The 26,537-nt window shown below is 70.4% G+C and carries 24 protein-coding genes; 6 read left to right on the top strand and 18 right to left on the bottom strand.

Annotated elements, in window-relative coordinates; genetic code table 11:
• Positions 1-30 precede the first annotated feature (30 nt).
• The 13 genes from DFR72_RS41930 to DFR72_RS41990 all read right to left on the bottom strand — a co-directional run bounded on the left by DFR72_RS41930 (position 31) and on the right by DFR72_RS41990 (position 15,509).
• The gene (locus DFR72_RS41930) at positions 31-687 is read right to left on the bottom strand and encodes an O-methyltransferase (RefSeq protein WP_245983900.1); all 657 of its coding nucleotides are present in this window, start codon (positions 685-687) and stop codon (positions 31-33) included.
• 13 nt (positions 688-700) lie between these two features.
• Positions 701-1,459: a hypothetical protein gene (locus DFR72_RS41935; RefSeq protein ID WP_090065152.1), complete on the bottom strand. Its 759-nt coding sequence runs from the start codon at positions 1,457-1,459 to the stop codon at positions 701-703.
• Positions 1,459-2,967 carry an HAL/PAL/TAL family ammonia-lyase gene (locus DFR72_RS41940; protein ID WP_211335750.1) on the bottom strand — a complete coding sequence of 503 codons (1,509 nt, stop codon included), beginning with the start codon at positions 2,965-2,967 and terminating at the stop codon, positions 1,459-1,461. Before DFR72_RS41940 ends, DFR72_RS41935 begins: the two co-directional genes overlap by 1 nt.
• A gap of 95 nt (positions 2,968-3,062) precedes the next feature.
• Positions 3,063-3,788: an SDR family NAD(P)-dependent oxidoreductase gene (locus tag DFR72_RS41945; protein WP_090065153.1), complete on the bottom strand. Its 726-nt coding sequence runs from the start codon at positions 3,786-3,788 to the stop codon at positions 3,063-3,065.
• On the bottom strand, positions 3,785-5,239 hold the full coding sequence (locus DFR72_RS41950; protein WP_245983901.1) for an AMP-binding protein: 1,455 nt from the start codon (positions 5,237-5,239) through the stop codon (positions 3,785-3,787). The genes DFR72_RS41945 and DFR72_RS41950 overlap by 4 nt, the downstream gene beginning before the upstream one ends.
• Before the next feature lie 73 nt (positions 5,240-5,312).
• Complete coding sequence (locus DFR72_RS41955; RefSeq protein WP_245983902.1) at positions 5,313-6,095, bottom strand: M23 family metallopeptidase; 783 nt, start codon at positions 6,093-6,095, stop codon at positions 5,313-5,315.
• 1,319 nt (positions 6,096-7,414) lie between these two features.
• On the bottom strand, positions 7,415-9,532 hold the full coding sequence (locus DFR72_RS41960; protein ID WP_245983903.1) for a transglycosylase domain-containing protein: 2,118 nt from the start codon (positions 9,530-9,532) through the stop codon (positions 7,415-7,417).
• Positions 9,533-9,628: 96 nt separating this feature from the next.
• A complete protein-coding gene (locus DFR72_RS41965) occupies positions 9,629-10,663 on the bottom strand; it encodes a carbohydrate kinase family protein (RefSeq protein ID WP_090065156.1) in 1,035 nt (344 codons plus the stop codon).
• Positions 10,664-10,792: 129 nt separating this feature from the next.
• On the bottom strand, positions 10,793-11,488 hold the full coding sequence (shbA, locus tag DFR72_RS41970; RefSeq protein ID WP_245983904.1) for an RNA polymerase sigma factor ShbA: 696 nt from the start codon (positions 11,486-11,488) through the stop codon (positions 10,793-10,795).
• Between the two features lie 146 nt (positions 11,489-11,634).
• Positions 11,635-12,861: an SAM-dependent methyltransferase gene (locus DFR72_RS41975; protein ID WP_090065157.1), complete on the bottom strand. Its 1,227-nt coding sequence runs from the start codon at positions 12,859-12,861 to the stop codon at positions 11,635-11,637.
• Positions 12,858-13,538 carry a DUF1365 domain-containing protein gene (locus DFR72_RS41980; RefSeq protein ID WP_245983905.1) on the bottom strand — a complete coding sequence of 227 codons (681 nt, stop codon included), beginning with the start codon at positions 13,536-13,538 and terminating at the stop codon, positions 12,858-12,860. Before DFR72_RS41980 ends, DFR72_RS41975 begins: the two co-directional genes overlap by 4 nt.
• Entirely contained in the window at positions 13,535-14,773 is a 1,239-nt protein-coding gene (locus tag DFR72_RS41985; RefSeq protein WP_245983906.1) for an NAD(P)/FAD-dependent oxidoreductase, read from the bottom strand. The genes DFR72_RS41980 and DFR72_RS41985 overlap by 4 nt, the downstream gene beginning before the upstream one ends.
• Complete coding sequence (locus DFR72_RS41990; RefSeq protein ID WP_425459945.1) at positions 14,766-15,509, bottom strand: alpha/beta hydrolase; 744 nt, start codon at positions 15,507-15,509, stop codon at positions 14,766-14,768. Before DFR72_RS41990 ends, DFR72_RS41985 begins: the two co-directional genes overlap by 8 nt.
• An 18-nt stretch (positions 15,510-15,527) precedes the next feature.
• On the opposite strand from DFR72_RS41990, the gene DFR72_RS41995 reads away from it, so the two are divergent.
• Positions 15,528-16,352, top strand: coding sequence for an alpha/beta fold hydrolase (locus DFR72_RS41995; RefSeq protein ID WP_090065160.1), 825 nt, complete (start codon positions 15,528-15,530; stop codon positions 16,350-16,352).
• Here the strand turns inward: DFR72_RS41995 and DFR72_RS42000 are convergent.
• Positions 16,285-17,682 (bottom strand): DUF1349 domain-containing protein, encoded by a 1,398-nt coding sequence (locus DFR72_RS42000; RefSeq protein ID WP_211335752.1) that lies wholly within the window; start codon positions 17,680-17,682, stop codon positions 16,285-16,287. The two genes, DFR72_RS41995 and DFR72_RS42000, sit on opposite strands and share 68 nt — an antisense overlap.
• A gap of 86 nt (positions 17,683-17,768) precedes the next feature.
• Here DFR72_RS42000 and DFR72_RS42005 point away from each other — a divergent pair, with 86 nt between their 5' ends.
• The 3 genes from DFR72_RS42005 to DFR72_RS42015 are packed head-to-tail and all read left to right on the top strand — an operon-like array spanning position 17,769 to position 20,138.
• The gene (locus DFR72_RS42005; protein WP_170176651.1) at positions 17,769-18,890 is read left to right on the top strand and encodes a sensor histidine kinase; all 1,122 of its coding nucleotides are present in this window, start codon (positions 17,769-17,771) and stop codon (positions 18,888-18,890) included.
• Positions 18,887-19,552 carry a response regulator transcription factor gene (locus DFR72_RS42010; RefSeq protein WP_090065162.1) on the top strand — a complete coding sequence of 222 codons (666 nt, stop codon included), beginning with the start codon at positions 18,887-18,889 and terminating at the stop codon, positions 19,550-19,552. The genes DFR72_RS42005 and DFR72_RS42010 overlap by 4 nt, the downstream gene beginning before the upstream one ends.
• A gap of 10 nt (positions 19,553-19,562) precedes the next feature.
• Entirely contained in the window at positions 19,563-20,138 is a 576-nt protein-coding gene (locus DFR72_RS42015) for a nucleotidyltransferase family protein (protein ID WP_090065163.1), read from the top strand.
• A gap of 53 nt (positions 20,139-20,191) precedes the next feature.
• Here the strand turns inward: DFR72_RS42015 and DFR72_RS42020 are convergent, their stop codons facing one another.
• Positions 20,192-20,374, bottom strand: a complete 183-nt coding sequence (locus DFR72_RS42020) for a hypothetical protein (protein ID WP_090065164.1) — start codon at positions 20,372-20,374, stop codon at positions 20,192-20,194.
• A 102-nt stretch (positions 20,375-20,476) separates the two neighbouring features.
• Here DFR72_RS42020 and DFR72_RS42025 point away from each other — a divergent pair, with 102 nt between their 5' ends.
• A complete protein-coding gene (locus DFR72_RS42025; RefSeq protein ID WP_090065165.1) occupies positions 20,477-21,217 on the top strand; it encodes an SIS domain-containing protein in 741 nt (246 codons plus the stop codon).
• Between the two features lie 79 nt (positions 21,218-21,296).
• Positions 21,297-22,856, top strand: coding sequence for a penicillin-binding transpeptidase domain-containing protein (locus DFR72_RS42030; RefSeq protein WP_090065166.1), 1,560 nt, complete (start codon positions 21,297-21,299; stop codon positions 22,854-22,856).
• Here the strand turns inward: DFR72_RS42030 and DFR72_RS42035 are convergent.
• The 3 genes from DFR72_RS42035 to DFR72_RS42045 are packed head-to-tail and all read right to left on the bottom strand — an operon-like array spanning position 22,846 to position 26,270.
• Positions 22,846-23,481: a response regulator transcription factor gene (locus DFR72_RS42035; protein WP_090065167.1), complete on the bottom strand. Its 636-nt coding sequence runs from the start codon at positions 23,479-23,481 to the stop codon at positions 22,846-22,848. The genes DFR72_RS42030 and DFR72_RS42035 overlap by 11 nt on opposite strands.
• Positions 23,478-24,626: a sensor histidine kinase gene (locus DFR72_RS42040; RefSeq protein WP_090065168.1), complete on the bottom strand. Its 1,149-nt coding sequence runs from the start codon at positions 24,624-24,626 to the stop codon at positions 23,478-23,480. The genes DFR72_RS42035 and DFR72_RS42040 overlap by 4 nt, the downstream gene beginning before the upstream one ends.
• Positions 24,627-24,653: 27 nt before the next feature.
• Positions 24,654-26,270 carry an FAD-binding oxidoreductase gene (locus tag DFR72_RS42045; RefSeq protein WP_090065169.1) on the bottom strand — a complete coding sequence of 539 codons (1,617 nt, stop codon included), beginning with the start codon at positions 26,268-26,270 and terminating at the stop codon, positions 24,654-24,656.
• Positions 26,271-26,537 lie beyond the last annotated feature (267 nt).

Raw genomic sequence — 26,537 nt, forward strand, 5'->3', positions numbered from 1 at the left:
CCCTACCGACCGGTCGGTATGCCCACAACCTCACTTCTTGCGAGCCATGGTCAGCCCGTCCGCGATCGGCACCAGCACCGACTCGACCCGCGTGTCGGCGAGCACGAACCTGTTGAAGGCGTCGATCGCGGCGGCGTTGCCCTCGGGCTGCTCGTCGGCCGCCTCGCCGTAGTAGAGGGTGTTGTCGGCGAGCAGCAGGCCGCCCTGCCGCACGCGCGGCACCAGCAGGTCCCAGTAGTGGACGTACCCGACCTTGTCCGCGTCGATGAACACCAGGTCGATGACCGGCTCCTCCGGCATCTCGGCCAGCGTCTGGGCCGCCGCGCCGAGCCGCAGGTCGATCCGGTCGCGCACGCCCGCCGCCTGCCAGGCCTCCTCCGCGATGGAGGTCCACTCGGTGGAGACGTCGCAGGTGATGACCTTGCCGGACGGGGGAAGCGCCTGCGCGAACGCCAGCGTGGAGTAGCCGGTGTAGGTGCCGACCTCGACCACGGTCTGCGCGCCGGTGATCCTGACCAGCAGCGACAGCAGCACCGCCTGCTCGTGCGGGATCTGCATCTCCGCCGAGTCGCCGAGTTCCAGCGTGCGCGCGATCAGCTTCTCCTGCACCGCGCTGGGCCGGCCGGCCTGCTCGCGCACGTAGCGGTAGATCTGCGGGGTCATGACCACGGCCTTGAAGTCGTTCACGCGCGGCCTTCTCTCATAGTCGGGTGGCGAACGTCCTGAGTGTCTCTCCGTACTCGGGGCTCAGCGGGTGTTTCGCGAGGTCGTGACCGATCGCGGACAAAACGGCGGCGCGGTGCGCGCGGTAGCGGCTCACGCACACGTTCTCCCGGCTCACGAGGAAGAACTCGTCGAACCGCGCCCGTTCGGCATCGGTGGTGGACATGCGCGCACGGCCGGACTCGCGCAGCAGCGACGGGCCGCCGGGCACGAGCCTGCGCATGACGTCCATGTGCGCCACCAGGTTCGCCTTGCTCGCAGAGGTGAGCGGTTCGGCCGCCACGGACCCCAGAGCGGCACGCGCCCGGCGCAGCAGACCGGGCAGTGGCTCGTAGTCACGTGCCCACCGCCCGCTGAACGCCGGGTCGAACGTCACCATCATCGGCCGGATGACGTCCTCGTACACCTCACGGGAACAACTGCCCGAATAGGCGAGCATCACCGAGTACGCGTCGTATCCAAGCGCAGTGAGGCGGACTAGCTGCGAATCAGGCTCACGTATCAGCCGATCGAGTGAAGCCGAAAGAAACTTCCAGACCAGGAACGCGCCGTGGTGGCCGAGGAACCACCGGTGCACGGCCCGCTCGACCGGATCCTCCGGGGTGTCGATGGCGATCGGGAGCTGGAAGCAGCCGGTCGCGCACGGGATCAGTTCCTCCTCGGGCATCGGCAGCCGCAGGACCGGCAGGTCGACCCAGGTGTGCCCCCACCGGGGGAGGCAGACGGGAGCACTCATCAAGCACCCTCCACTTCGGACACGAGACTGTCGAGGACGTCCGCCACCCGGCCCAGCGCGGTGTCGAGCGGCCGGTCCTCGGTGATCGGTGGCACCTCGTCCGCGAGCCGGTCGAACACCGCCGCGAGCCGCGGTCCCTGCGGACGGCGCGCGCCGACGTGCACGGCCTGGCGCAGCCCGATCGCGAGCCCCGCGTGCAGGTACCGCAGCAACCGCGCCTGGTCGAGCGCCGTCAGCGCGGCCTGGGTGCCGAACGGGACGACGTCCTGGTTGTGCAGGTTCGTCGGCAGGCTCTGCACCGAGGCCGGCGTGGCCGCCCTGCGCATCGCGGCGACGGTGGCGGTCGCGCAGAGCTGGACGCCCTGCAGCGCGTGGTGCTGACCGGGCAGCGGGCTGAGCATCGGTGGCAACCCGTTGCTGCGGTGGGGGTCCACCAGCAGGTCGAGCTGACGTTCGGCCAGGTTGCCCAGCTGCACCAGGGCGACGTTGAGCTGGTCGGCCGCGAAAGCGCTGGGCTGGCCGAAGAAGTTGCCGCCGTGCACGACCTCCCCGGTCTCCGGGAAGAACAACGGGTTGTCGCTCACGCCGTTGAGGTCGCGGCGCACCACCTCGTCGGCGTGCCGCACGCTCGTGCCGGCCGCGCCGATCAGCTGTGGCGTGCAACGGATGCTGTACGGCTCCTGCAACGGGCGCGCCCCGGATGGCGTACTGCCTTCGAGCCAGGTCCTGATGGACGCACCCGACTCAGCGACGTCCGGATGCCCGAACGCGGCCAGTAGTCCAACCGACGTGAACTCGGTGCCGCAGCCGAGGACGTCGGTCATCAAGGCGGACAACAACTCCGCCGTCCGGCGCGCGCGAACCGCCTGCGCGACAGCGAGTCCGAGTGCTGCGGCGGTCACCGAAATGCCGTTCACCAGCGCGAGCGCGTCACGCCCGTCGAGCACGAGTTTCTGGAGTCCGGCAAGTGTGAGCGCTTCCACGGCGGGCATCAGCCGTCCCTGGAAGAAGGCGTTCCCGTTACCGCGCAAAGAATGCGCCACGTAGGCGAGCGGCTGGAGATCACCACTCGCACCGAGTGAGCCCAAACGAGGCACCGCGGGTGCGAATTCGGTGTCCAGCATGGCAGTCAGCGAGTCCACGACCTGCTCGGACACTCCGGATCGCCCTTGCGCCAAGGAGAACAACCGGGCGAGCACGGCCGCACGAGCGACGGCGGGCGGCAGCAGTTCACCGTGGCCGACGATGAGGTGGAAGAGGGTGTTGTCACATTGACCTGCACTGTCCGGACGGCCCGCGAACTCGACCAGCGGGCCGAAACCCGTTGTGACACCGTAGATCGCGCGTCCGGACGCGCTGACTTCGAGCACGAACCCGCGGCAGCGCGCGATCCGGTCGCGCACGTCCGCCGGCAGTTCGACGTGCAACGGGTCGCGGGCGAGTTCGAGGTGAGCCGGTTCGAGGTGCGCGGCCAGGTTCAGGGCAGCAGGGGATGTTCCGACAGGCACGACGCCTCCTGGGATTTGGGGAGCCACTCGCGACGATCCCCGTTGACCCGTCAGCGAGGAAGGGCCTTATGTACGCATCAAACGAGGAAAATTTCTCAGCTGTCCTTCGGCGTGATCAGGGCACCGGAGCGGTGATCGAACTCTCCGCGCACGATTCGGGCCAAAAGATCGGCCGACTGCTCCACCGGGGTGAACATGCCCGCGGCACGCTGAGACCTCGACCACTCCGCGATCCTGAGCCGGTGCGGATCACCGGAGTCCATCGTGGCGCCGCGGCGCATCAGGCCGATGTCGACCATGCCGGGGTCGTAGCTCAGCACGGCGATCGGCCGGTTCTTCAGCTCCACCGCGAGGTTCTCGGTCAGCTTGATCACGGCCGCTTTGGACACCGAATACGCCGTAACGTAGGGCCATCGGTGCGCGCCCGCGTTGCTTACCACGTTGATGATCCGTCCGCTCGTCATCGCGCGGATGGCGGCGTTCGCGGCGAACGCGGTGCCGCGCAGGTTCACCTCGAACGTGTGCCACCAGTCGTTCTCGTCGACCTGCCACGTCGGACCGACCGGCCCGCCGAGCGCACCGTTGTTGACCAGCACGTCGATCCCGCCGAGGCTCTCGATCAGCTTGGCCGTCGCGTACGGGTCCCCGAGGTCCGCGACGTGGGTCTCGACGTCGACGCCCTGGGCCCTCAGTTCGGATTCGGCGGTGCAGAGCGCCTCTTCGTCGCGACCGGTGAGGACGAGCTGATGTCCCTGCGCGCCAAGGACACCGCTGAACGCCCTGCCGAGCTCCTTGGCGCCACCGGTGATCAGCACCTTCACTGCGAGGGAGCCTTCAGCAGGCGACGGAGGATCTTGCCCGACACGGACCTCGGTATCTCTCGCACGAACTCAACCTGGCGGATCTTCTTGTACGGCGCCACCTCCGCCGCCACGAACGCCATCAGTTCGTCCGCTGTGACGTCGCCTTGCGTGACCACGAAGGCTTTCGGGATCTCGCCGTTAACCCGATCGGGCGCACCGATCACCGCCGCGTCCCGGACCGCGGGATGACTCCGCAGCACCGCCTCCAGTTCGGCAGGCGCGACCTGGTACCCCTTGTACTTGATCATTTCCTTGATGCGGTCCACGACGTGGAACCGGCCGTTGTGGACGCGCACCAGGTCTCCGGTGCGCAACCAGCCGTCCACGAAGGCATCGCGCGTGGCCTGTTCGTCGCCGAGGTAGCCGTCCATGACCTGCGGGCCGCGGATGAGCATCTCGCCCACCGCCGCGTCCGTCGTGGTGCCCGGCTCGACGATCCGCGCTTCCGTGCCGGGACACAGCACACCGACGCTGGCAGGGTCGGATTCCACGTCATCGTCGAATGTCTGGTGCGTGCCACCGGCTTCCGTGAGGCCGTAGCCCTGGCGGACGGGTGCCCGGAGCTTGCGCTCGGCTTCCCGGCGGACGGCGTCGTCGAGTGGCGCGGCACCGCAGAGGACGAGCTTGAGGCCGAGTTCCGGGACCGGTCCCTCGTGGTCCGCGATGGCGGCGGCGAGCGGCGGCACCAGGAACGCCCGCGTGACGCGGTGTTCTCCGAGGCGCCGCAGGTAGGTGCCGGCGTCGCTGCGGGGCATGGTGACGAGCGTGGCGCCACCGAGCAGACCGGAGTCGAGGATGACGGCGAAGCCGTAGACGTGGAAGAACGGCAGGTTCGCGGCGAGCACGTCGGTCTCGTCGATGCGCCAGCCAGGCCGGTGCTGCTCCAGGTTCGCGACGAGCGCGCGGTGGCTCAGGCCGACGGCCTTGGTGAGACCCGTTGTGCCACTGGAGAAGAGGACGACGGCGGTGCTGCCGGGATTTCCCGGCGGGAGCGAATCTTCGTCGCTCGCGCTCGCGGGAAGGTCGTCGAGGTCGAGCGTCGTCGTGACGTTCGCGAGTTCTTCGAGCCGCGCGATCTCCGGCGGCGTGAGCATCGGGTTGATGAGCGCGGCCGTCGCCCCCGCGGCCATGACCGCGTGCAGGCCGACGGCGTAGCGCGGCCGGTTGCCGCTGACGATCGCGACGGTGTCACCGGGCCTGATCCCGTTGCGCACCAAGCCTTTGGCTGTGGTCTCGACCTGTAGTGCCAACTCGGCGTACGTGAGCGACTCGCCCGTGACAGCGTCCACGAGAGCGAGCTTGTCGTTGTGCCGCGCGTGTTCCAGCACGTGTTCGGGGACGGTGCGCTCGGGAACGGCCACCGCGGGCAGGGGGCTGCGGTAGATCACTGGCTCGGCTCCGGTCTCCACGCCGCCGCACCTCATGCACGGCGGCGTGGCCGGAGACTATCGGGAGTTTTCGTGATCGTGTGACCGGATTCGGTCAGAGACTCACACCGCGCTCGGCCAGCCAGCCGACGGGGTTGACCTTCTGCCCGCCCGCGACCCACACCTCGAAGTGCAGGTGCGGCCCGGTCGACTGACCGCGGTTGCCGATCGTCGCGATCTGCTGCCCGGCCTTGACCTTCGCACCCTGCGCGACGTCGATGGTGTTCATGTGCCCGTAGACGGTGATGGTGCCGTCCTCGTGCTGAACGCGAACCCACAGCCCGAACCCGGACGCGGGCCCGGCCTCGACGACGGTGCCGTCCAGGACGGAGACGATCGGCGTGCCGATGGCGTTCGCGATGTCGACACCGTTGTGGCTGGTACCCCAGCGGGCACCGAACCCGGACGTGAACGACCCCTGGGCGGGCCGCACGCACTTGGGCCGCTTCGCCTCCTCCTCGGCCGCGACCCGCGCAGTCTCGGCCGCGATCCGCTCAGCCTCGGCCTTGGCGACCGCCTGCCGCTGCGCGTAGGCGCCCTCAGCGGACTTGAGCGCCTCGGCGACGTGGAACTGCGCCTGGATCTGTTCGGCCTGCAACAGCTTGCGCGCCTCGGACCCGGTGCTGACGTTGTGGATCGTCTGCGGACCCTGCGGCTGAGCCTCGGCCGTCATCGCCGCGGCGAGGTTCTTGGTGGCCGCGACGGGGGCGATCATGCGGTCCACCGGGCTGACGGTGGTGGCCGCCTGGGCGAAACCGGCGCCGGCGATGGCGCCCGCGGCGACCACCACCGCAACTGCCTTCTTGCGGTCCAGGTCCACCTTGGTGATGACGTCCACCAGGGGACCCTTCGAACGATGCCGTGCCAAACCTGTCTCCATGCACTCGGGGGAGTTCGGATGACCGCGCTTCGCCTGGCGTCGGGGGGCCTGGCTGCGGGCTTCGGGGGCCCGGTGGTGGACTGGACCGCTTCGGGGGTGATCCGTGTCCTTGCGGTTATCGAACCGTGACATGCGGCGCAGAACGTAACCTCGTGTGACCGGCGCGGGCAAGCGAAGTGGGTGTTCAGGTGATTAGGCCCACTGCTGGTTACTTTGGGTAGTTGAGTAGTTCAGGGCTTGGTCAACGCGCTTTAGACCAATCTGCGGGTTGGTGTTTGTACTGGTCAGTCGCTTTATCGTGAAAGGTTTGCTGGGGGGTGGGGTGGGGAACGGGCCTGGTTGGCGGTTACTTCGGGTGGCTGGGTCGTTTGGGTGGGCTGGGTTGGGGCTCGGGAGGCGGCGCGGGCTGGCGAGCATGCGCGGGCAGGCGAGGCGGCGCGGGCAGGCGCGAGGCGGCGCGGGCGGGCGTGTGCGGGCTGGTGGAGGCCGTGCGGGCCGGCGTGAGGCGGCGCGGGCGAGCACGTGCGGGCTGGTGGGGCCGTGCGGGCCGGCGTGAGGCGGCGCGGGCGAGCACGTGCGGGCTGGTGGGGCCGTGCGGGCCGGCGTGAGGTGAGTGGCGCCGGTTCCAGCGGGTGGTCACCTGCCGTGCGAGCGGGTCAGCGTGCGAGGGCGGGTCGGTGGGCAGCGCGCGGGTCGGCTTGCGTAGGCCTGTTCCTGTTCCAGCGGGGTGGTCGCCTGCCGTGCGAGAGGTCGCCTTGCGAGGGTGGTTGCTCAGGCAGTACCGGGCCGGTGCGGGTCATCGCCGCTGCGCGGCGATAGCGGTTGGGGCAATGCGTGGGTCACCACCGCTTCACCAGCCCGCAGAGGTTCACACGGCTCGGCTTCGCCCTTGCGACTGGCGACACGGCGGCTCGGCTTCGCCGTTGCCCTGCGCGCAGGGAGGGACGCCTCGGGCTCCGCCCTTGCGTTGGGCGACAGGGTGGCTCGGCCCCACCTCAACCAGCCCTGACCGCCCGGCATCTCCACGCTTGGCCCCACCGCCTGACGAAGCCCGTCGCCCGGCTGGTCCCCCTCGGCCACTCACCCGTCTCACTCCGAGTCGGCTTCTCCACGCCCAGCCCTACGCCGGTCGGCCGCTCGGGAGCCGCTCGCCCGGCTTGACCACACCCGGCCCCGCTCGGCCTCTCCCGCTCCGCCTGGCTGGGTCCTCCCCCGCCCAACGCAAAGGGGCCGCCGAACGCGCGTGGCGTCCGGCGGCCCCTTTGGCCGTGCGGTGCTTACTTGTACCTGGGTGCGGCTGGCGGCAGTGGTGCCACCGGGAGACCCTCGTGGATCGCCTTCATCGCGTTGAACCAGGTGGGTGCGGCTACCTGACCACCGAAGACGCCCTGTGAGCTGCCGGGGCAGAGGCGGATCGGGTTGGCGCAGATGACCTGCGGGCTGTTGCCGTCGGCGTAGGTCATGACCGCACCCGCGTACTGCGGGGTCGCGGCCAGGAAGGCGACCGACTTGTGCTCTTCGGTGGTGCCGGTCTTGCCGATGGTCGGGCGGTTCCAGCCGGAGCCGCTCGCTGCTGCCGCCGCGGTGCCGCTGCCGGTCGTGTCGTGGGACATGCCCTGGGCGAGGCTGTTCGCCAGTTCCGGCTCCACGGCCTGCTCGCAGGGCATCTCCTTCAGCGGGACGTCCTTGCCGTAGCGGTCGATGACCTTTTCGACCGGGGTCGGCGGGCACCAGGTGCCGCTCGAGACGATGGTCGCTGCCACGTTGGCCAGTTCGAGGACGCTGGTGGCGCCGGGGCCGAGGGTGTACGAGCCGGCGTTGTTCTGCTTCGTCCAGTCGCCCTGGGACGGGCCGTTCGAGCCGTCGGACTTGAGGGGCTCCGCGCCGCGGTTGACGCCGGTGAGGGTCTCGCGCATGCCGAGCTTGTAGGCCATGTCGACGACGTTGTTCAGGCCCGCCTGCTCCTGCAGGATCACGAAGCCCGTGTTCGGGGACGTCGCGAGGGCCTGGGTGAGCGTCATCTCCTCGGGGTAGTCGCCCGCGTTCTGGACACGCCACGCCGAGCCGCCGTTCGGGTAGACCCGCGAGTTGTAGACCTTCGGGACCTTCACCTTGCGGTCGATACCGGTGACGCCGTTCTTCATCGCGGCGGCGGCGGTGAAGATCTTGTTCACCGAGCCGGGACCGAACGGCAGGACCTCGGCGGGCACGGGGCGGGCGACCTGGCCGAGCTCGGCCTTGTTGCCGAAGTCGCGGGAGGCGACGAGGGCGCGCACGCGGTGCTTGTCGGCGCCCGGCTGGACGACGGACATGACGTTCGCGATGCCGTTCTGGGTCTTCGGGACCTGCTGCTCGGCCGACTGCTTCGCGGCCTTGGTGGCCTTCGGGTCCATCGTGGTCTTGATGGTGAGGCCGCCGCGCTGCAGCTGCTTGTTCGTGATGCCGGAGGCGCGCAGGTAGTCGAGCAGGTAGGAGCAGAAGAAGCCGTAGATCGGGCCGTCACCGGCGCCGACGCAGCCCTTGGGCAGGATCTGCAGGTCCTCGACGATGCCCAGCGGCTGGGCCTTGAACTCCTCGGCCTTCTTCTTCGCCTCGGTCTCGTCGGAGCCGAACGCGCCGTTCTCCCGCATCTTGTCGATGACGATGTTGCGGCGCTCCAGCGCCTTGTCCGGGGAGGCACCGGGGTTCAGCGACGACGGGCGGTTCGCGATCGCGGCGAGCAGTGCGGCCTGCGGAACCGTCAGCTTGTCGGCCGTGGTGTTGAAGTACGCCTTCGCGGCGGCACCGACGCCGTAGGTCTGGTTGCCCAGCGGCACGATGTTGAGGTAGCCGGTGAGGATCTCGTCCTTCGTCATCTGCTGCTCGAGCTGCAACGCGACGCGCGCCTCGCGCATCTTGCGGCCGACGGTCGCCTCGGTGGCCTTCTCCCAGGCCTCCTGCTCGTTGTCGGCGCCGAGCACGAACGCCATGTAGTTCTTCACGTACTGCTGGGTGAGCGTCGACGCGCCCTGCGTCGCCCCACCGTCCACACCGGCCTTGGCGGCGGCACGGGCGATGCCCTGCCAGTCGACGCCCTGGTGGTCGTAGAACCGCTTGTCCTCGATGGCCAGGATCGCGCCCTTCATGGTGTCCGCGATGTCCTTGGTTTCCAACGGGATGCGGTACTGGTCGTACAGGTAGGCGATCGGGTCGCCGTTCATGTCCTGGATGGTGGTGACGAGCGGCAGCTCACCCTTCGCGAGGTCGCCCGACGTCTGGTCGACCGTGTCGGCCGCGCGGTTGGACGCGAGCCCGAGACCTCCGACGAACGGGAACACCATCGCAGCGAGGAGGACGCCCGCCGTCAGGCACAACCCCAGCAATTTGACCAAGCCTGACGCGCGTGCGGCGAACAACCCGCAACTCCTTCCGAACAAACCCCAGAGACTCTCTACGTATTAAGTCGCGCGGGAGGCCCGTGAGGTTGCGTCCGCTGATCGACTGTTTTCAACCTACCGGAGCAGTCGAAGGCCGATCGTCGGACTGGCCCTGCGCACCTCGACGCCCGTGTGGTCGGGAAGCAGGTCGTCCAGGAACCCGTAACGCGACAGTTCTTCGTCCGGCCGCCTGCTCACCGTCCGCCACCAGACCGCGATGTCTCCCCAGCCCGGTGCCGACAGCGAACCACCGAAGTGCTGCACGGACAGCGCGGCGCACAGGTTCGCGAACCGCACCCGGTGTTCGAGCGGCCACCCGGCCAGAGTGCCCATCACGAACCCCGCGCCAAACACGTCACCGGCACCGGTCGCGTCGAGTTGGGCGACGTTGAGCCCCGGCACGTCCACGCATTCGCCGGTGGCGCTGTCGACCGCGACCGCTCCCCCGCCGCCCCGTGTGACGACCACCACCGGCACGTGCTCGGCCAGCCGGCGCGCGGCGGCCTCCGGCGTGTCGGTGCGGGTGTACCCCTGCGCCTCCACGTGGTTCGGGAGGAACACGTCATAACCGTCGAGCCTGCGCAGCAACTCCGGCGACCACGCCCCGGTGCGGTCCCAGCCGATGTCGGCGAAGAGCTTCGCGCCGTTCTCCTTCGCCGTGCGCACCCACTGCTCGTCCTCAGCCTGGATGTGCACGAAGGCCGCCCGTGTCGACGGCGGCGGAGAGAAGAGGTCATCGGCGATGACGGGCGACTTGTGCCCGTGCGTGACCATGCTGCGGTCACGCTCCATCGCCATGGACACGGTCACGGGCGAATGCCACCCGTAGAAACGACGACAGTAAGAGAGGTCGACGCCCTCCTGGTCCGCGAGCACGTCCCAGCAGAAGTCGCCGTACGCGTCCTCCCCGAACGCCGCCGCCAGCGCGGTCTTCAGCTCGAGCCGGCGCAACGCCACGGCGAGGTTCGCGATGCCGCCGGGACACGACCCGAGTCCCTCGGCCCACACCTCGGTCCCCGGCTCCGGCGGCCGGGGCAGACCGGTGAAGATGATGTCGAGGAAAACGGTGCCGGTGAGCAGCACGTCGTAGGCGGGTTCCGGGTCGGCCATGCGTAAACCTTGCCACCCGAGGCCGGTGAGCGCGCCCAGGCACGACGACGACCGCGGCCGAACGCCTCGATGCAGGACACTCCCCGTTCCTGTCCTGCCGGCGAGCCCCCGCCGCGATCATCGAACGGCTCAGCCCTCCTCGGCGATCATCTCCCGCATCCGGGTGAGCGCGCGGTGCTGTGCGACCCGCACCGCACCCGGAGTCGAGGAGACCGCCATCGCGACCTCCTCGGCGGACAGGCCCACGGCCACCCGCAGCACGAGGATCTCGCGCTGGCGGGGTGGCAGCTTGTGCAGCAGGCGCGTGACCTGGGCCATCATCTCGCCGTTGACGGCGTGCTGTTCCGGGCCCGTGTCGAGCGACGGGCAGTCCGGCAGTTCCGGCACGACCTCGGCGCGGTTGCGGACGGCGCGCCTGCGGGCGTCGGCGACCTTGTGCGCGGCTATGCCGTACACGAACGCGAGGAACGAGCCGGGTTCGTAGCGGTACTTCGACAACGCGCCGAGCACCGCCACGCACACCTCCTGCGCTATGTCCTCGGCCGAGACCAGCGTGCGCTCGCGGCCACCGACCCTCGCGCGGCAGTAGCGCACGATCAGCGGCTGGATCCGGCCGAGCAGGTGCTCGACCGCCCGTCTGTCTCCGGCAAGAGCGGCATCGACGAGGTCGGCGAACTCGGCTTCGGCGAGCCACTGATTGGAGACCGGTGCCTGGAGCACCCGACGGCGCATGGGCACCGTTGGCCGGTTCCAGGCCTCTGTGCCTTCACCGGGCACGAGGACCGCGACACCGCCACCGGCCCGCACGGCTGTGGGTAGAACCATCCCGGCGACCTCCTCCACTACAGCGACACTTGGGGCTTCACTGAAGAAGAGACCGCAGCGAGCCGATTGATACCGCCTGCTTCAAAGAGGACCACGAAGTCCGCACGGGCGGGGGAACCAGCACCCTTTTGGGGTAGAACGTGGTCCTAACGGCCCAGTCGTTCGGCCATGCCGAATTGCTGCACCCCCAGGTACCCGACGCGGAAGCCGGCCTCCGAGTAGGCCAGGTAGAACTCCCACATCCGGCGGAACGTGTCGTCGAAGCCCAGGTCCCGCACCTCGTCCCAACGGGTGAGGAACGTCTCGCGCCACCGGCGCAGCGTCTCGGCGTAGTCGAGGCCGAACGACCGCGACTCGACGATCTCCAGCCGGGTGTTGTCGCGCACCGAGTCCTCGATCGACCGCACGGACGGGATGAGCCCGCCGGGGAAGATGTACTTGTGGATCCAGGTGTAGCTGGCCTTGCTCGCGATCATGCGGTCGTGCGGCATGGTGATCGACTGCAGCCCCACGCGGCCGCCCGGCGCGAGCACGCGGTCGAGCACGGAGAAGTACTCGGGCCAGTATTCGGCACCGACTGCCTCGATCATCTCGACGCTGACGACGGCGTCGTACCGGCCGTGCTCCTCACGGTAGTCACGCAGTTCGACCGTCACCTGATCGTGGAGACCTGCGTCCCTCACCCGGTCCAGTGCCAGCTTGCGCTGTTCGGCGGAGATGGTCAGCGACGTGACCGTGGCACCCCTCTGGGCGGCGCGGATGGCCAGCGCGCCCCAGCCCGTGCCGATCTCCAGCACGCGTGAGCCCGCGCGCACTCCGGCGTAGTCGAGCACGCCGTCGATCTTGCGCAGCTGGGCCGTGTGCAGGTCGGCGTGCCCGCCCTCGAACAACGCCGACGAGTACGTCATCGTCTCGTCCAGGAACGTCGCGAACAGCTCGTTCGACAGGTCGTAGTGCCGGTGGATGTTCTGCCGCGAGCCCGCGACGTCGTTGATCTCGGTCTGCCGCCGCTCCGCCCACCGCCGCAGCAGCTGCAGGCTGGGCGGGATCAGCGTCGAGAGCTTCGCCGCGAACACCGAGAGCACGTCCGCGAGCTCGTCGGACTCCCAGTCGCCCACCATGTAGGCCTCGCCGAAGCCGATCTTGGCGTCGGCGCCGAGGCGGTGGAAGAACTCGCCGGGCCGGACGATCCGCATCACCGGACCGCCCGCTCCCCACGTCCTGCCGTCGGCGAACCGGACGGTCACCGGCAGCGGGCCCACGGCCCTGCGGAACAACGCCTCGGCGATGCGGGCGCGCATCGGCGAACGCGGTGCCGTGAACAGTCCGGGCCACATGCCCTGGCCGGGACGGGGCAGGGACAACGTGCTCATCCATTACTCCTGGGGATGATCGGAACACGCCTCAGGTAGAGGGCGATGCCATGACGGCGGATCAGCGCGGACACGCGCTGGGGCATCAGCGGACGGCGCAGCAGCATGCGCAGCCCCGAGCTGCGCTCACCCCTCATCGTCGCGCTGAAGGTCGTCTTCCCGTTCTGCCGCAACGCGATGGTCACGGACAGCTGGTCACCCGGCTTCGGCATCTTCATGACGTAGTGGCCGTCAACCTCGAGGAACGGGGAGACGTAGAACTCCTTGTCGACCGACGCACGGCCCTTGTCGTCGGTGCGCAGCAGATAGCAGTGCCGTCCGCCGTAGGTGTTGTGCACCTCCGCGACGACGCACACGAGCTCTCCGGAAGAGTCGTGGCACCAGTACACGGACAGCGGGTTGAAGACATAGCCGAGCACGCGCGCGTTGGCGAGCATCAGGACCTGGCCGCCGCCGAGGTCGATGCCGTGCCCGGCCAGCCACTCGTCCAGGTTCTCCCGGATGGTCTTCTCCGGTGACCCGAGGTGGTCGCGGGCCTCGAACTTCGCGAACGGGCGGGCCCACCAGGACAGACTGGGCAGCTCGGCCAGGTCGACCAGCCACATGTAGGCGCGGTGGCTGAACGCCCGGTCGATGAGCTCGCGGCGGGCGTGCGTGATGACGACGTCGTAGATCACCACGCGACGCCGAGGTGCTGGGCCGCGCGCACTCCCGACGCGCAGCCGTCCTCGTGGAAGCCCCAGCCGTGGTACGCGCCGGCGTAGGCGGTCGCGCCGGTGTTGATCTCGGGCAGACGTCGTTGCGCCGCAACGGACTCCGGCGTGTAGATCGGGTGCTCGTAGACCATCTTCGCGAGCACGCTGTCCGGGTTCACGTCGTGCGGGTTGAGCGTGACGACGAAGTCGCGCGGTTCGTCCAGCCGCATCAGCCGGTTCATGTGGTAGCTGACGAGCACCTGGTCGTTCGCTTCGTGACAGGCCCGCTTGTAGAGGTTCCACGACGCCCGCGCGCCGCTCGCGCGCGGCAGGATCGAGGCGTCGGTGTGCAGCCAGGTCTCGTTGCGCGAGTACTGGAACGCGCCGAGCACCTCCTTCTCCTCGCGCGTCGGGTCGGCCAGCAGTCCCAGCGCCTGGTCCGGGTGCGTGGCGATGACGACGTGGTCCGCGGTGTGCAGCACGTTGTCCTCGTCGCGGATCTCGACGCGGTCGACGCCGCGCGTGACGGCCCTGACGGGTGTGCCGACGTGCACGGCCTTGAGGCCCTTCACGGCGCGGTCGACGTACGTGCGTGAGCCGCCGACGACGGTCTTCCACTGCGGGGTGCCGCCGATCGCGAGCATCCCGTGGTTCGCGAGGAACTCGAACAGGTACCAGGCCGGGTACTTCATGCTCAGCGCGGCGCCGGACGACCACACCGCGCTGACCAGCGGCACGATGAAGTGGTCGACGAAGTACCGGCTGTACCCGCCGATCGCGAGGAACGCGCCGAGCGTGACGTCGTGCGCCTCCTCGTGGTCGAGGACGCGCCGGGCGTGCTTGTAGAACCGGGTGACCTCGGCGAGCATGCGCAGGTACCGGGGGTTGGCGGCGTTCTTCGGCTGCGCGAACAGGCCCGGCAGCTTCCTGGCACCCGCGTACTCCAGGCCGCAGCCGTCGCACCGGACGCTCATCGACATCTCGGAGTCCTGAGTGGACACGCCGAGCTCGCGGAAGAGCCTGATCAGGTTCGGGTAGGTCCGTTCGTTGTGGACGATGAACCCGGAGTCGACGTGCACGCCGTCCAGGTCGTGCGTGTGCGCGTGCCCACCGAGCCGGTCGTCGGCCTCGAACAGCGTGACGTCGTGCCTGCGTTGCAACACATATGCGGCCGTGAGCCCGGCGACCCCTGCTCCGATGACGGCGACCTCAGCCACGCGAGCCTCCCAAAGGCACGTCGAGGCCTCGCGGCGAGGCCTCCCGCATGGCATTCGCGATGTCGGGTGCGACCGGTTCGAGTCCGAGTTCACCGTGGACGAAGGAGACGACCAGCCGGGTCCAGTCCCGCGCCCTCCTGAGCATCGCGTGCCCGTCGCCGACGACGCTGAACCGCGCCACCCGGTCCGTCACGGTCTTGGCCTGCCGGGCGAACGCCAGCGACCTGGCCGGGTCCGTCATCCGCTCCTGGTCGCCGTGCGCGATGAGCAGCGCCTTGCCCCTGAGCTGCTCGTACGGCTCACCGGGCACGAGCCACGGCGCCAGCGCGCACACGGCCACCACGCCCGGGTGGCCGGCGACGCGCAGCGCGGTCCGGCCTCCCATCGAGTGCCCGACCAGCACGACCGGCCTGCCGGGGTGGAGCTCGGTGATCCTGTCGAGCGCCCACCGCGCGTCCTTCACCGGATCGAGGCTCGGCGCGTTCCAGCCGCGGACCCGGTAGCGCATGTTCCACACCTCGACACCGGGCGCGCGCAGCGCCCGGGCCAGCGGGACCATGCGCAGGTACGCGAGGTTGTGGCGCCGGACGGGGCCGGTGCCGTGTTCCCGTCCTCCGTGCAGCACGAGCACGACAGCGTTCGCACCGCCCTGCGGTTTCAGCACGTCTACCTGCGGATGCACACCTGCTGTTCGTGAGGCCACGCCCTTCGGCTCGCCCGTTGAGAGCCAGCTCACACCGGTAGTGTCGGACCCGTGATCGACCACATCACCATCTCGACCGAGGCAGGCTCCTTCGACGCCATCGCGTCCGGTCCCGAGGACGGCCGCCCGGTGTTGCTGCTGCACGGTTTCCCCGAGGCCGCGATCGAGTGGGAGCACCAGGTAGCGGTGCTCGGCGTGAACGGTTTCCGCGCCGTCGCACCGGACCAGCGCGGCTACTCCCCCGGCGTGCGCCCGGAACAGGCGTCCGAGTACACGGTCACGCACCTGGTCGGCGACGTGCTCGCGATGGCGGACTCGCTGGGCTGGGACACGTTCGACCTCGTCGGCCACGACTGGGGCGGCGCCGTCGCGTGGTGGACCGCTATCGAGCACCCCGAGCGCCTGCGCACGCTCACCGTCTTCTCCACGCCGCACCCCGCCGCGCTGAAGGTCGCGCTGCAGTCCGATGAGGACCAGGCGATGCGGTCGCAGTACATGCGCGACTGGCGTGAGCGCAGCACCGAGAAGCGCATGCTCGACAACAACGCGCAGGCCATCAAGCAGATGTTCGAGTGGCGGATCCGGCCCTCGCACGTCGAGGAGTACGTCCAGCGGCTGAGCGAACCGGGTGCGCTCACGGCCGCTTTGAACTGGTACCGCGCGGGCAAGGCGCACGGTGCCGCGGACAAGGTCGGCGTCAAGACCATGTACGTGTGGAGCACGGAGGACGTGGCGTTCGGGTCGTTCGCGGCCTTCGAGACCGAGAAGTGGTGCACCGGGCCGTACCGGTTCGAGATGGTCGAGGACGTCAGCCACTGGATCCCGGAAGAGGTTCCCGAAGCGGCTTCCTCGCTGATCCTCGAGAACCTGAGCTAGCCAGCCACAGCACGAGTGCCGTGTAGGCGCAGAGCACGGCGAACCCGGCCCAGCCCGGCAACGGGAAGTAGCCCGCCGACGGCGCGTAGTGGGCTGTGACCTGCGGGTGCTCCACCACCGTCTGCTTGACGGCGAAGCCCGCCGCCGGGGTGAGCCGCAGCAGCCAGTCCGCGACCGCGTCGGGCAGCAGTGGCACCGCGGTCACGGCGTAGGGCACGGCGACCAGCGTCACCCCGGCGAGGATCGCCGCCCAGCCGCGGCGCAGCCACACGCCGAGCCCGTACGCCAGGACCGCGCAGAGCGCGAGCACCGCGGCGACACCGACCACCACCCGGACGTAGGTCGCCGGCGAAGTCGTCGCGACGACGATCCCGGCGGCGAGCAGACCCGTGACGAAGGTGGCCGATCCGATGAGGACCGTCCGGGCGGCGAGCACCCGCCGTGGCGTCTCACGGGCGCCGTAGCGGGCCGCGACGACGAGCACGACGATCAACGCGATCACCAGTCCGGACAACGCCTTCTCGACACCGCGCGCGCCGCCCTCACCGATCGGGCCGATGTCGCCGGTACCGCTGACGGTGACGACGCCGTCCTCCTGCACGGCTCCCGAGGCGTTGTGGAACCTCTCCCAGTCGGTGTGGTTCATCTCGCCGACCGGGCCGCTGTTCCACCGACCGGCGCCGCCCTCGACGGTGACGTGGTCGAAGACGCCGACGGCCTGGGTGAACCGGACCTGTTCGATCGTGCCGCCCAAACCGGTCTCCCGGAGCGTCAGGTCGCCCGGAGAGGTGGCGAAGAGTCCCACCTGGACGGTCTCCGGAAGCCCTTCGAGCTCCGCGGTCCCGACGACGTGCCACTGCTCGCCGTCCGCCGACTCGGACCCGGTGATGGTGTCGCCGGAACGGGTCAGCCGCAGCCAGCGAGGAGCCTGGGACGCGCTTCCGGCGACGTCGTGCACGTAGTCGTGCTGGAACCGCACGCCGTGGGCGCCGGTCATCGCGAGCGCCGCGTACCGCGAACCCTGCCGCAGGCCGTCCTTGACGATGATCCCGGACTTCGCCCACGGCACGAGCCCGGCGACGATCTGGTCGTGACCGGGCGGCGGGTAGGTGATCGTCCCGGTCATCGACGTCATCCTGACCGTGATGGCGCCTTCGCGGCCGAGGTCCTGGTGCCGGAACCAGAAGGTGTCGCTGACGCTGGACGAGGTGGTACCCGCGAACAGCAGGCCCACCGCGATGACGGAGAGGGCCGCGGCGGCCAGGGCGATCAGGCGGCCGGGCCCGCGGAACGCGGTCCACTCCCGCCTGAGGAGTTCGGTGCTCGACATGGTGCTGGGTCTACGGATCGGCGGCTAACACGGTCCGAAGCGGACTTGTCATGCCGTTGTTAGGTGGTCGCGGGCATGCTGGCGGCATGAGCAGGCTGCGCAGCGGAACCATCGGGGTGCGGTTCACGATCCTGTACGCCGCCGTGTTCCTCGTGTCGGGCATCGGGCTGCTGGGCCTGACGTTCCTGCTGTCCGGCGGCAGGACGACCGACGTCGCGCCCCCTCCCGGCCTGGACTCGGCGCAGCAGCACGTCCGGCAGCTGCAGGACCAGCTGGCCGAGGTGCACGCGCAGCAGGCACGCCAGCTGCTGGCCGGGTCGCTGCTGGCGCTGGTCGTGATGGCGGTCGTCTCGCTGCTGGTCGGCCGGGTGCTGGCCCGGCGCGTGCTGCGGCCGTTGCGGACCATCACGAGCGCCACGCGGCGCATCTCCGCCGACAGCCTCGACCGGCGGCTGGCCGTCGCCGGTCCGGCCGACGAGGTGAAGGGCCTCGCCGACACCATCGACGAGTTGCTCGAACGGCTGGAGGTGTCGTTCGCCGCGCAACGCCGCTTCGCCGCCAACGCCTCCCACGAGCTGCGCACACCGCTGACGACGATGCGCGCGTCACTGGACGTCGCGGTCGCCAAGCCCGATCCGGCCGCGTCGACAGTGGCGCTCGCGGACCGCCTGCGCGTGCAGCTCGACCGGGTCGACCACCTGCTCGACGGGTTTCTCGTGCTGGCCAGGGCGCAGCACGGCGTCCTGGCCGACTCCGCCCCGGTCGACCTGGGCGAGCTCGTGGAGGCAGCGCTGCACGACCTGGCCGGCGAGGTGCTGGCGAAGGGGCTGACCGTGGTGGTGGACGTGCCGCCGGGAACGGGAACGCAGGGAAGTCCGGCGCTGCTGGCGCGCCTGGTGGGCAACGTCGTCGACAACGCCGTGAAGCACAACGAGGACGGCGGATGGGTCCGGGTCTCCGGATCGGTGAGCGAGAAGGCGGAGCTGGTCGTCGAGACCGGCGGAGCCGTCTTCGAGCAGCGGGAGGTCGACCGGCTGACCCAGCCGTTCGAACGGCTCGGCGGCGAGCGCATCGGCTCCTCGGGCCTCGGACTGTCCATCGTGGCCGCGATCGCCGCCGCGCACGGCGGACACGTCGCTCTGCTCGCCCGGCCGGAAGGCGGCCTGCACGTGTCGATCACGCTGCCGGCCGCGGCGGTGCCGGCGTGAGGGTCCTGCTCGTGGAGGACGACGCCGCCCTCGCCGAGGTCGTCGCCGAAGGGCTGCGCGACCAGGGGATGCCCGTCGACCTCGCGCACGACGGGCTGGTCGCCGCCGCGAACCTCGACGTCACCGCGTACGACGTGGTGGTCCTCGACCGGGACCTGCCGGGGCTGCACGGCGACGTGCTGTGCCGGATGATCATCGAGCGGCCCGGCCGGCCGATGGTGCTGATGCTGACCGCGGCGAGCGCGCCCGGCGACCGGGTCAGCGGGCTGACCCTGGGTGCCGACGACTACCTCGCCAAGCCCTTCCACTTCCCGGAGCTCGTCCTGCGCGTCCGGGCGCTGGCCCGCCGCAGGCCGGACGCCAGACCGCCGGTGCTGCGCGCGGCCGGGATCGAGCTGGACCCGGTGCGCCGGACCGTCGTGCGCGACGGGCGGCGGCTCGCGCTCTCGGTGAAGGAGTTCGCCGTGCTGGAAGCTCTGCTGGAGGCCTGCCCCGGCTTCCTCAGCGCCGAGGCCCTGCTGGAGCGCGTGTGGGACGAGCACGCCGACCCGTTCACCAACACCGTCACCGTCACGGTGGGCCGGTTGCGCCGCAAGCTCGGTGAACCGCCGATCATCGCGACGACACCGGGAATCGGCTACCGGATCCGCGAGACGCAGTAGATTCGTGGCCATGCGCGTGGCCGGTCTTCTGCTCGCCGCGGGGGCCGGCCGCCGGTTCGGTTCCCCCAAAGCCCTCGTCCCGTTGCACGGCAAGCTCTTCGTGGACTCGGCCGCCGAGCTGCTCGGAGCCGCCGGGTGCGACCCGGTCGTCGTGGTGCTCGGCGCGCAGGCGGCGGAGGTGCGGCGACAGGCCACGCTGCAGGGCGTGACCGTCGTCGACAACCCCCACTGGGACACCGGCATGGGGTCGTCGCTGCGCACCGGCCTGCACGCCGTCGGCATCGCGGACGCGGTGGTCGTCCTGCCCGTGGACACGCCAGGGGTCACCGTCGAGGCGGTGCACCGCCTCATGGCCCTCGCCGAACCGGAAGTGCTGGCCCGCGCCACCTACGACGGCGAGATCGGGCACCCGGTGCTGATCGGGTCGGACCACTTCGCGGGCGTCATGGCGTCGGCGGCGGGCGACCAGGGCGCGCGGGACTACCTCCGGTCGAACACCGTCCGCCACGTCGAGTGCGCCGACGTGGCGGACGGTGCGGACATCGATCGGCCCGAGGACCTCAGGCGACGTACCGGCGGAGCTTGACGCCCGACGAGACGTTCGAGGCGCTCAGGCCGTCGTGGTCGTCGACGACCCGTCTAGGGCCTGACCCGGACCGCGGCCCTGGCACACCCGACGGCGACGACGAGCAGCGCCAGCCCCACCCACACCGGCCACAGCTCGGAGTAGGTGACCGCCAGCGCGATGTTCGTGGCCGCCGCTGCCGTGAACACCGCGACCAGCACGACCCAGAAGTAGAAGTACCGCCTGATCAAACCCACCCCCTGTCCGCGAGCGCCGGCGCACCCCTCATCGCGCGTATCGAGGTTTGTGGTGCCCGGGTTACTGGTGAGGTCATCTGCGATCGGGTACTACTGACCGGCATGACGACCGACACCGTGACCGGGTCCGACTACGGCAATCTCGTGCGCACGCATCTCACGCGCGTCGAGCAGCACAACGCGGCCGCTCTCGACGACGTGGCCGAGCTCGTGCTGGCCGCCGTCGAGGCCGACGGGATCCTCCTCACCGCAGGAGCGGGGCACTCGCTGGCGGCGGTCGCCGAGACCTTCTACCGGGCCGGTGGCCTGGCCTGCGTCCGCCCGGTCTACCACCCCGAACTGCTCCCGATGCACGGCGCGATCAGCAGCACGTCGGCCGAACGCCGCTCCGGCCTCGCGGGCGAGGTCCTGCGCGAGTCGGGTCTGGCCCCGCACGACGTCCTGTTCGTGTTCTCGACGTCGGGCGTCAACTACTACCCCGTCGAACTCGCCCAGGAGGCCGCGAACAGGGGCTGTCCGGTGGTGGGTGTCACGTCGGTGGCCTCCAGCGCCCAGGCGCCCCGCCGCGCCGGCGCGACCCTGGCCGAGGTCTCGACCGTCGTCCTCGACAACCTGGTCCCGCCCGGCGACTCGACCTACCCGGTGGACGCCCCGGTCACCGCGGCGATCTCCACGCTGGCCACCACGTTCCTGTGGAACCTGCTGATGGTCCGCCTGATCGACAAGGCCGCCGAGTCCGGTGTGCGGCTCCCCCTGTGGCGCAGCGCGAACGTGGAGGGCGGCGACGCGGCCAACGCCGACCTGCTCCGCCACTACCAGACCCGCATTCCGCAGCTCGGATAGGTATAAACCCTCACAAATCCTCAGCGGCCTGCCGTTATTCTCCCACCGGGGAAGCATTTACCTGGGGGGAACAGACCAAGTGGAGCAGAAGACTCGTAGATGGATCCTGATCGGTGGCGCGCTCGCCACGACGGCTGTGGTCGGCGTGGCGGGCACCCTGCTCTGGTCGGGCAGCAGGTCCGTGGTGGTCGCCGACGCGCCGGTCAAGCCGGCGGAGACTCCGGCGCAGGTGGCCACCTCGTTCCTGACGAGGGCGTTCTCGGGCCCGGCCAGCGCCGCCGTCTTCACCGACGCACCGGCGGCGGCGACCACGGCCCTGGAAGCCAGCAAGGCGGGCATGGGCACGTCCGCGCACCGGGCCACGGTGGCGACGTCTCCGCCGCCGGCGGCTGACGCCACGACGACCGAGCTCACCGCGTCCGTCACCTGGACGATGCCGAGCGCCGCTGTGCTGAAGTACGACGTCAAGGTCCCGATGACCCGCACCGATGGTGCCTGGAAGGTCAAGTGGACCCCCGCGGTCATCCACCCGCAGCTGACCGACGGCGCCGCGCTGACCTACCGCAAGGCGCTGGCGGAAGGCGCCCTGCTGGGCCGCGACGGCAAGCCGCTGACGCAGGGCACGGTCCCGGACGGCCTGTACAAGACGATCACCGCCACCGTCGGCGACGTGAAGGGCATCGACGGCTGGGAGGTGGGCATCACCGTCGGCGGCGCGTTCACCGTGCTGGACACCAAGAAGGCGGAGGGCGGCGAGAAGATCACCGTCACCATCGACCCGGCCCGCCAGACAGCGGCCCAGGCGGCCGTGGACGCCCTCCCGCAGGGCGCGGCGATCGTGGCGATCGAGGCCTCGACCAGCGAGATCCTGGCCGTGGCGCAGAACAAGGCGCTGGGCGGCACCAACCCGTTCGTCGGCCGGTACGCCCCCGGCTCGACGATGAAGATCGTCACCGCGGCGGCGGTCATGAACGCGGGCCTCGTGCAGAGCGGCACCGCCGTTCCCTGCCCGGCCACCGCCACCATCGGCACCCGCAGGATCAGCAACGCGGACTTCGGCCACGACAGCGTGCCGTTCCACACGGCGTTCGCGCTGTCCTGCAACACGACGTTCGGCGACCTGGGCTCCAAGCTCGACCCGAACGCCCTGCCGGACATGGCGAAGCGGTTCGGCCTGGGCGCCGACTGGGCCATCCCGGGCGCCGAGACGAACACCGGCAAGGTCCCGCCGGCCACCGGCGACCAGCGGGTGGAGAACAGCTTCGGCCAGGGCAACGTGGTGGCCAGCCCGTTCGGCATGGCCCTGGTCGCCGCCACCGTCGTCTCGGGCAAGACCCCGGCGCCGACCCTGCTGCGCGGCAAGCCGTCCGAGCCGAACGACGTGGCGGCCGGCCCGCCCGCCGCGGTGCTGGCGCCGCTGCGCGCGATGATGCGCGAGGTGGTCACCGCCGGTACCGCGAAGCAGCTCGCCGGAATCCCCGGCCTGGCCGGGAAGACCGGCACGGCGGAGGTCGGCGGTGGCGACGCGCACGGCTGGTTCGTGGGCTACCAGAACAACGTGGCGTTCGCGGTGATCGTGGAGAAGGCGGGCTCGTCGGACAGCGCGATGAAGACGACGGCGGCGTTCCTCAAGGGCTGAACCGCTGCTCACGCGGGACGAGCAGCCCGCGGTGGAACGCCTCGGTGACGGCGGCCGCCCGGTCGCCCACCTCCAGCTTGGCGTAGATGTTGAGCAGGTGTGACTTGACGGTGGCCTCGGTGATGAAGAGTCCCTTGGCCACGTCGCGGTTCGTCGCCCCGCCGGCGACGAACCGCAGCACCTCCAGCTCGCGCGGGCTGAGCACCTCCGCGGCGGCACTGCGCACCCGCCTCATCAGCAACGCCGCCGCGGCCGGGGCGAGCACGGCCTCGCCTCGCGCGGTGGCCCTGACCGCGCGCACGAGCTCGTCGCGCGGGGCGTCCTTGAGCAGGTAACCGGTGGCGCCCGCCTCGATCGCCGCCACCACGTCGTTGTCGTTGTCGTAGGTGGTCAGCACCAGCACGTGCGCGACGCCCGCGAGTTCCCTGGTCGCGGCGAGGCCGTCCGTGCCCGGCATGCGCAGGTCCATCAGCACGACGTCGGGCCGCAGCGCCTTCGCGAGCCGCACCGCCTCGGCGCCGTCGCCCGCCTCACCGACCACCTCGAAACCGGGGTCCTGCGCGAACATGCTCGTGAGCCCGTCCCTGACCACCGGGTGGTCGTCGACGACCAGCACCTTGATCACGTTCTCGCCTCCAGTGGCACGCGGGCCGAGACTCCCGTGCCCGCACCGGGTTCGGACTCGATCTGCACCGTGCCCGCCAGCCCTTCGATCCGCTGCCTCATCGCCTCGAGCCCGAACCCTCCCGGCCGGACGTCACCGAACCCGCGGCCGTCGTCGCGCACGTCCAGCGCCACCTCGCCCTCCAGGTACGACAACGTGACGCCGACCCGGCTGGCCCGCGCGTGCCTCGCCACGTTCGCCAGCGCCTCCTGCGCCGCCCTGAGCAACGCGAACTCGGCCTCCGGCGCGATCAGCCGCGCGTCACCCGTGGTCGTGACCTCGACCGGGATCCCGTGCAGCGCCGACCACTTCCCGGCGACGCCGGTGAGCGCCTCGGTCAACCTCGCCGTGCGCAGCGGCTCGGGCCGCAGTGCCGAGACGGACCGTCTCGTCTCGTCGAGGCTTTCCCTGGCCAGTTCGGTGGCGGCCGCGACGTGCCGGGCCCACGTCCTGTCGTCGGCCGCGCGGAGCTGGCTGATGATGCCGGTCAGCCCCTGGGCGAGCGTGTCGTGGATTTCCCGCGCCATGCGCTGCCGTTCGTCACGCACCCCGGCCTCGCGGGCCTGCACGACCAGTTGCTCGTGCAGCGTGGCGTTGTCCGCCAACGACTCCGCGAGCCTGCGGTTCGCCTCACGTGCCTGGGCGAGCGCCTGCTCCCGTTCCGCCTCCTGCTGTTCGGCCCTCCGCGCCACGAACGCGTACGCGCACATGGGCACGGCGTTGCCGGCGATGACGGCGAGCCAGATGGCGACGCCACCCGCCGTGGACTTGTCGACCCCGTACGCCTGGGCCGTGCCCGCCACCACCGCGACCGCCGCCACACCGACCGGCTGCCAGGGAAAGGCGATCGTCCGGAAGGTGTAGAAGTACGGCACCGGCGTGAGGAACCCGAACAACGGGTTGAGCACCACCAGCGCTCCCGTGAGCACGGTCAGTCCCACGGCGACCACCCACGGTCTGACCCTCAGGGCCGTCCCGGCCGCCAGCCAAGCCGCCACGACCACGCACAGCACGAGTTCGGCGAGCGCGGGCCGTTGGTCGAGCGTGGTGGCGAGGGCCAGCAACGCCAGCAGGACGTACGGCCACCGTGCCACGGGAATGCTCATCCGCGTTCCTCCCCCTGGTTCGGGAGCCTAGCCAGGTTCGATCGCGAGGGCGTGCTCGAAGACGTTGCGCGGATCCCAGCGGGCCTTGATCCGTTGCAGGCGCGGGTAGTTGTCCTTGTAGTAGAGTCGCTGCGCGGACACACCCGAGGTGTTCCACGCAGGGTCCGCCAGGTCGGCGTCGGCGTAGTTGATGTAGGAACCGTCGTTGACGTCGTTCGGCACGGGCACGCCACCGGTGTCGGCGTACACGTCGCGGTAGAGCGCGCGCACCCAGGCGAGATTGGCCGCGTCTTCGTGCTCCTCGGTCCAGACCGACTGGTAGACCGCCTTCACCACCACGTCCCGTTGCGCGATCGCGGTGTCCTGCGGCCGCACCGCGTTGGCCTGGCCGCCGTACCCGATCAGCAACACGCTCCCCGCCCCGCCGTTCGGGCTGGTGAGGTTGCGCCACAAGGCGTTCAGCTGCCTCGGGGTGAACGACCGGCGCAGGTAGGCCGCCTTGATCTTGTACCGCCGCGTGAGCACGTCGCCCGGTTCACCCGTCCCCGGCCACGTCATCCGGTGCAGCCACGGCATCGTCTTGCGCAGGTCGTACACCGGCGTGAGCCCGAGCCCCGCCGACACGGCGTCCACGAACTCCGTCACCATCGCGTCGACGCCCGGCAGGTCCGCATCGGCCTGCACCGCGAGCATCGCCACTCCGCCGGCCTGGTGCTTGACCTCGAGAACCCCGTACAACCCTGCCTGCGGCGCACCCGGCGCGCTGTTGCGCTCGTGCCACGTCCCGAAGTTGCGCAGCAACCCGCTCAGCTTCTCCTCGGTGAGCTGCCCCCAGTCCCAGAAGACCACGTGCTGCACCATGTTCCGCGGCACCGGCGGCAACAACCGTTCGCCGTCGTCCGGCGACCGCAACCAGTACTTGGTGACCACACCGAAGTTGCCGCCACCGCCCCCGGTGTGCGCCCACCACAACTCCCGGTTGGGATCCCCCGGCTCCCGCGTCGCCACCACCACGCGCGCCCGGCCGTCCTTGCCGACCACGACGACCTCGACGCCGTACAGGTGGTCCACCACGGCCCCGTACCTGCGCGACAACGGCCCGTACCCACCGCCCGCGAAGTGCCCGCCGGCCCCCACCTCCGGACACCCACCACCGGGGATCGTGACACCCCACCCCGCGCACAACGCCCGGTACACCTGCCCGAGCGTCGCCCCCGGCTGCACCGAGAACGCGTTGCGCTGCGCGTCGTACCCGACGTCGTCCATCCCCGAGAGGTCGAGCAACGTCCGGACCTCCGGCGCGGCCGTGAGGTTCTCGAAGCAGTGCCCGCCACTGCGCACCGCGATCCGCCGCCCGGCCCGCACCGCCTCGTCCACCGCGCGGACCACCTGGTCCGCCGACGTCGCCACCCGAATCTCGTCTGGCTGCCCGACGAACCTAAAGTTGTTGCCCCGCAACAGGTTCTCGTACCGCACATCGCCCGGCGCGATCCGCACGGCACCGGCCTGCGCAGCGGTTTCCACCGCACGACCGTGTGCCACCGGACTGCCCGCAGCCCGGCCCTGTCCCATCAGGCCGCCCGCCGCCACCGCGCCCGCGATCAGCGCTCGCCGGCTCACGTGCCCGCCCCCGGAGTTGCTCATCCCGATCCCTTCCGCCTTGGTGGTTCTCACCGTGGCGGAACGGGATCGCCGGGACATCAGCCGATCACCCGGTCAGGAGGATGAGTCGCGACCCAGCCGATCGGCTGGGTGGGCTCACCGCCGACGTGGGCGGTGAGTGACTCGGCAACCGGGCGCTGGCCAGACGGCCTTTTCTCACAGTCAAGCCTGCGCGGCCACCGGCTTGCGAACGCGTCGGGCGCCCGGCCGCCGTTTCCGGGCGACCGTCCCCTCGCCAACCTCCGCAAA

Origin of the sequence: Lentzea flaviverrucosa (assembly GCF_003350445.1) — a bacterium.
Taxonomy (GTDB): Bacteria; Actinomycetota; Actinomycetes; order Mycobacteriales; family Pseudonocardiaceae; genus Lentzea; species Lentzea californiensis.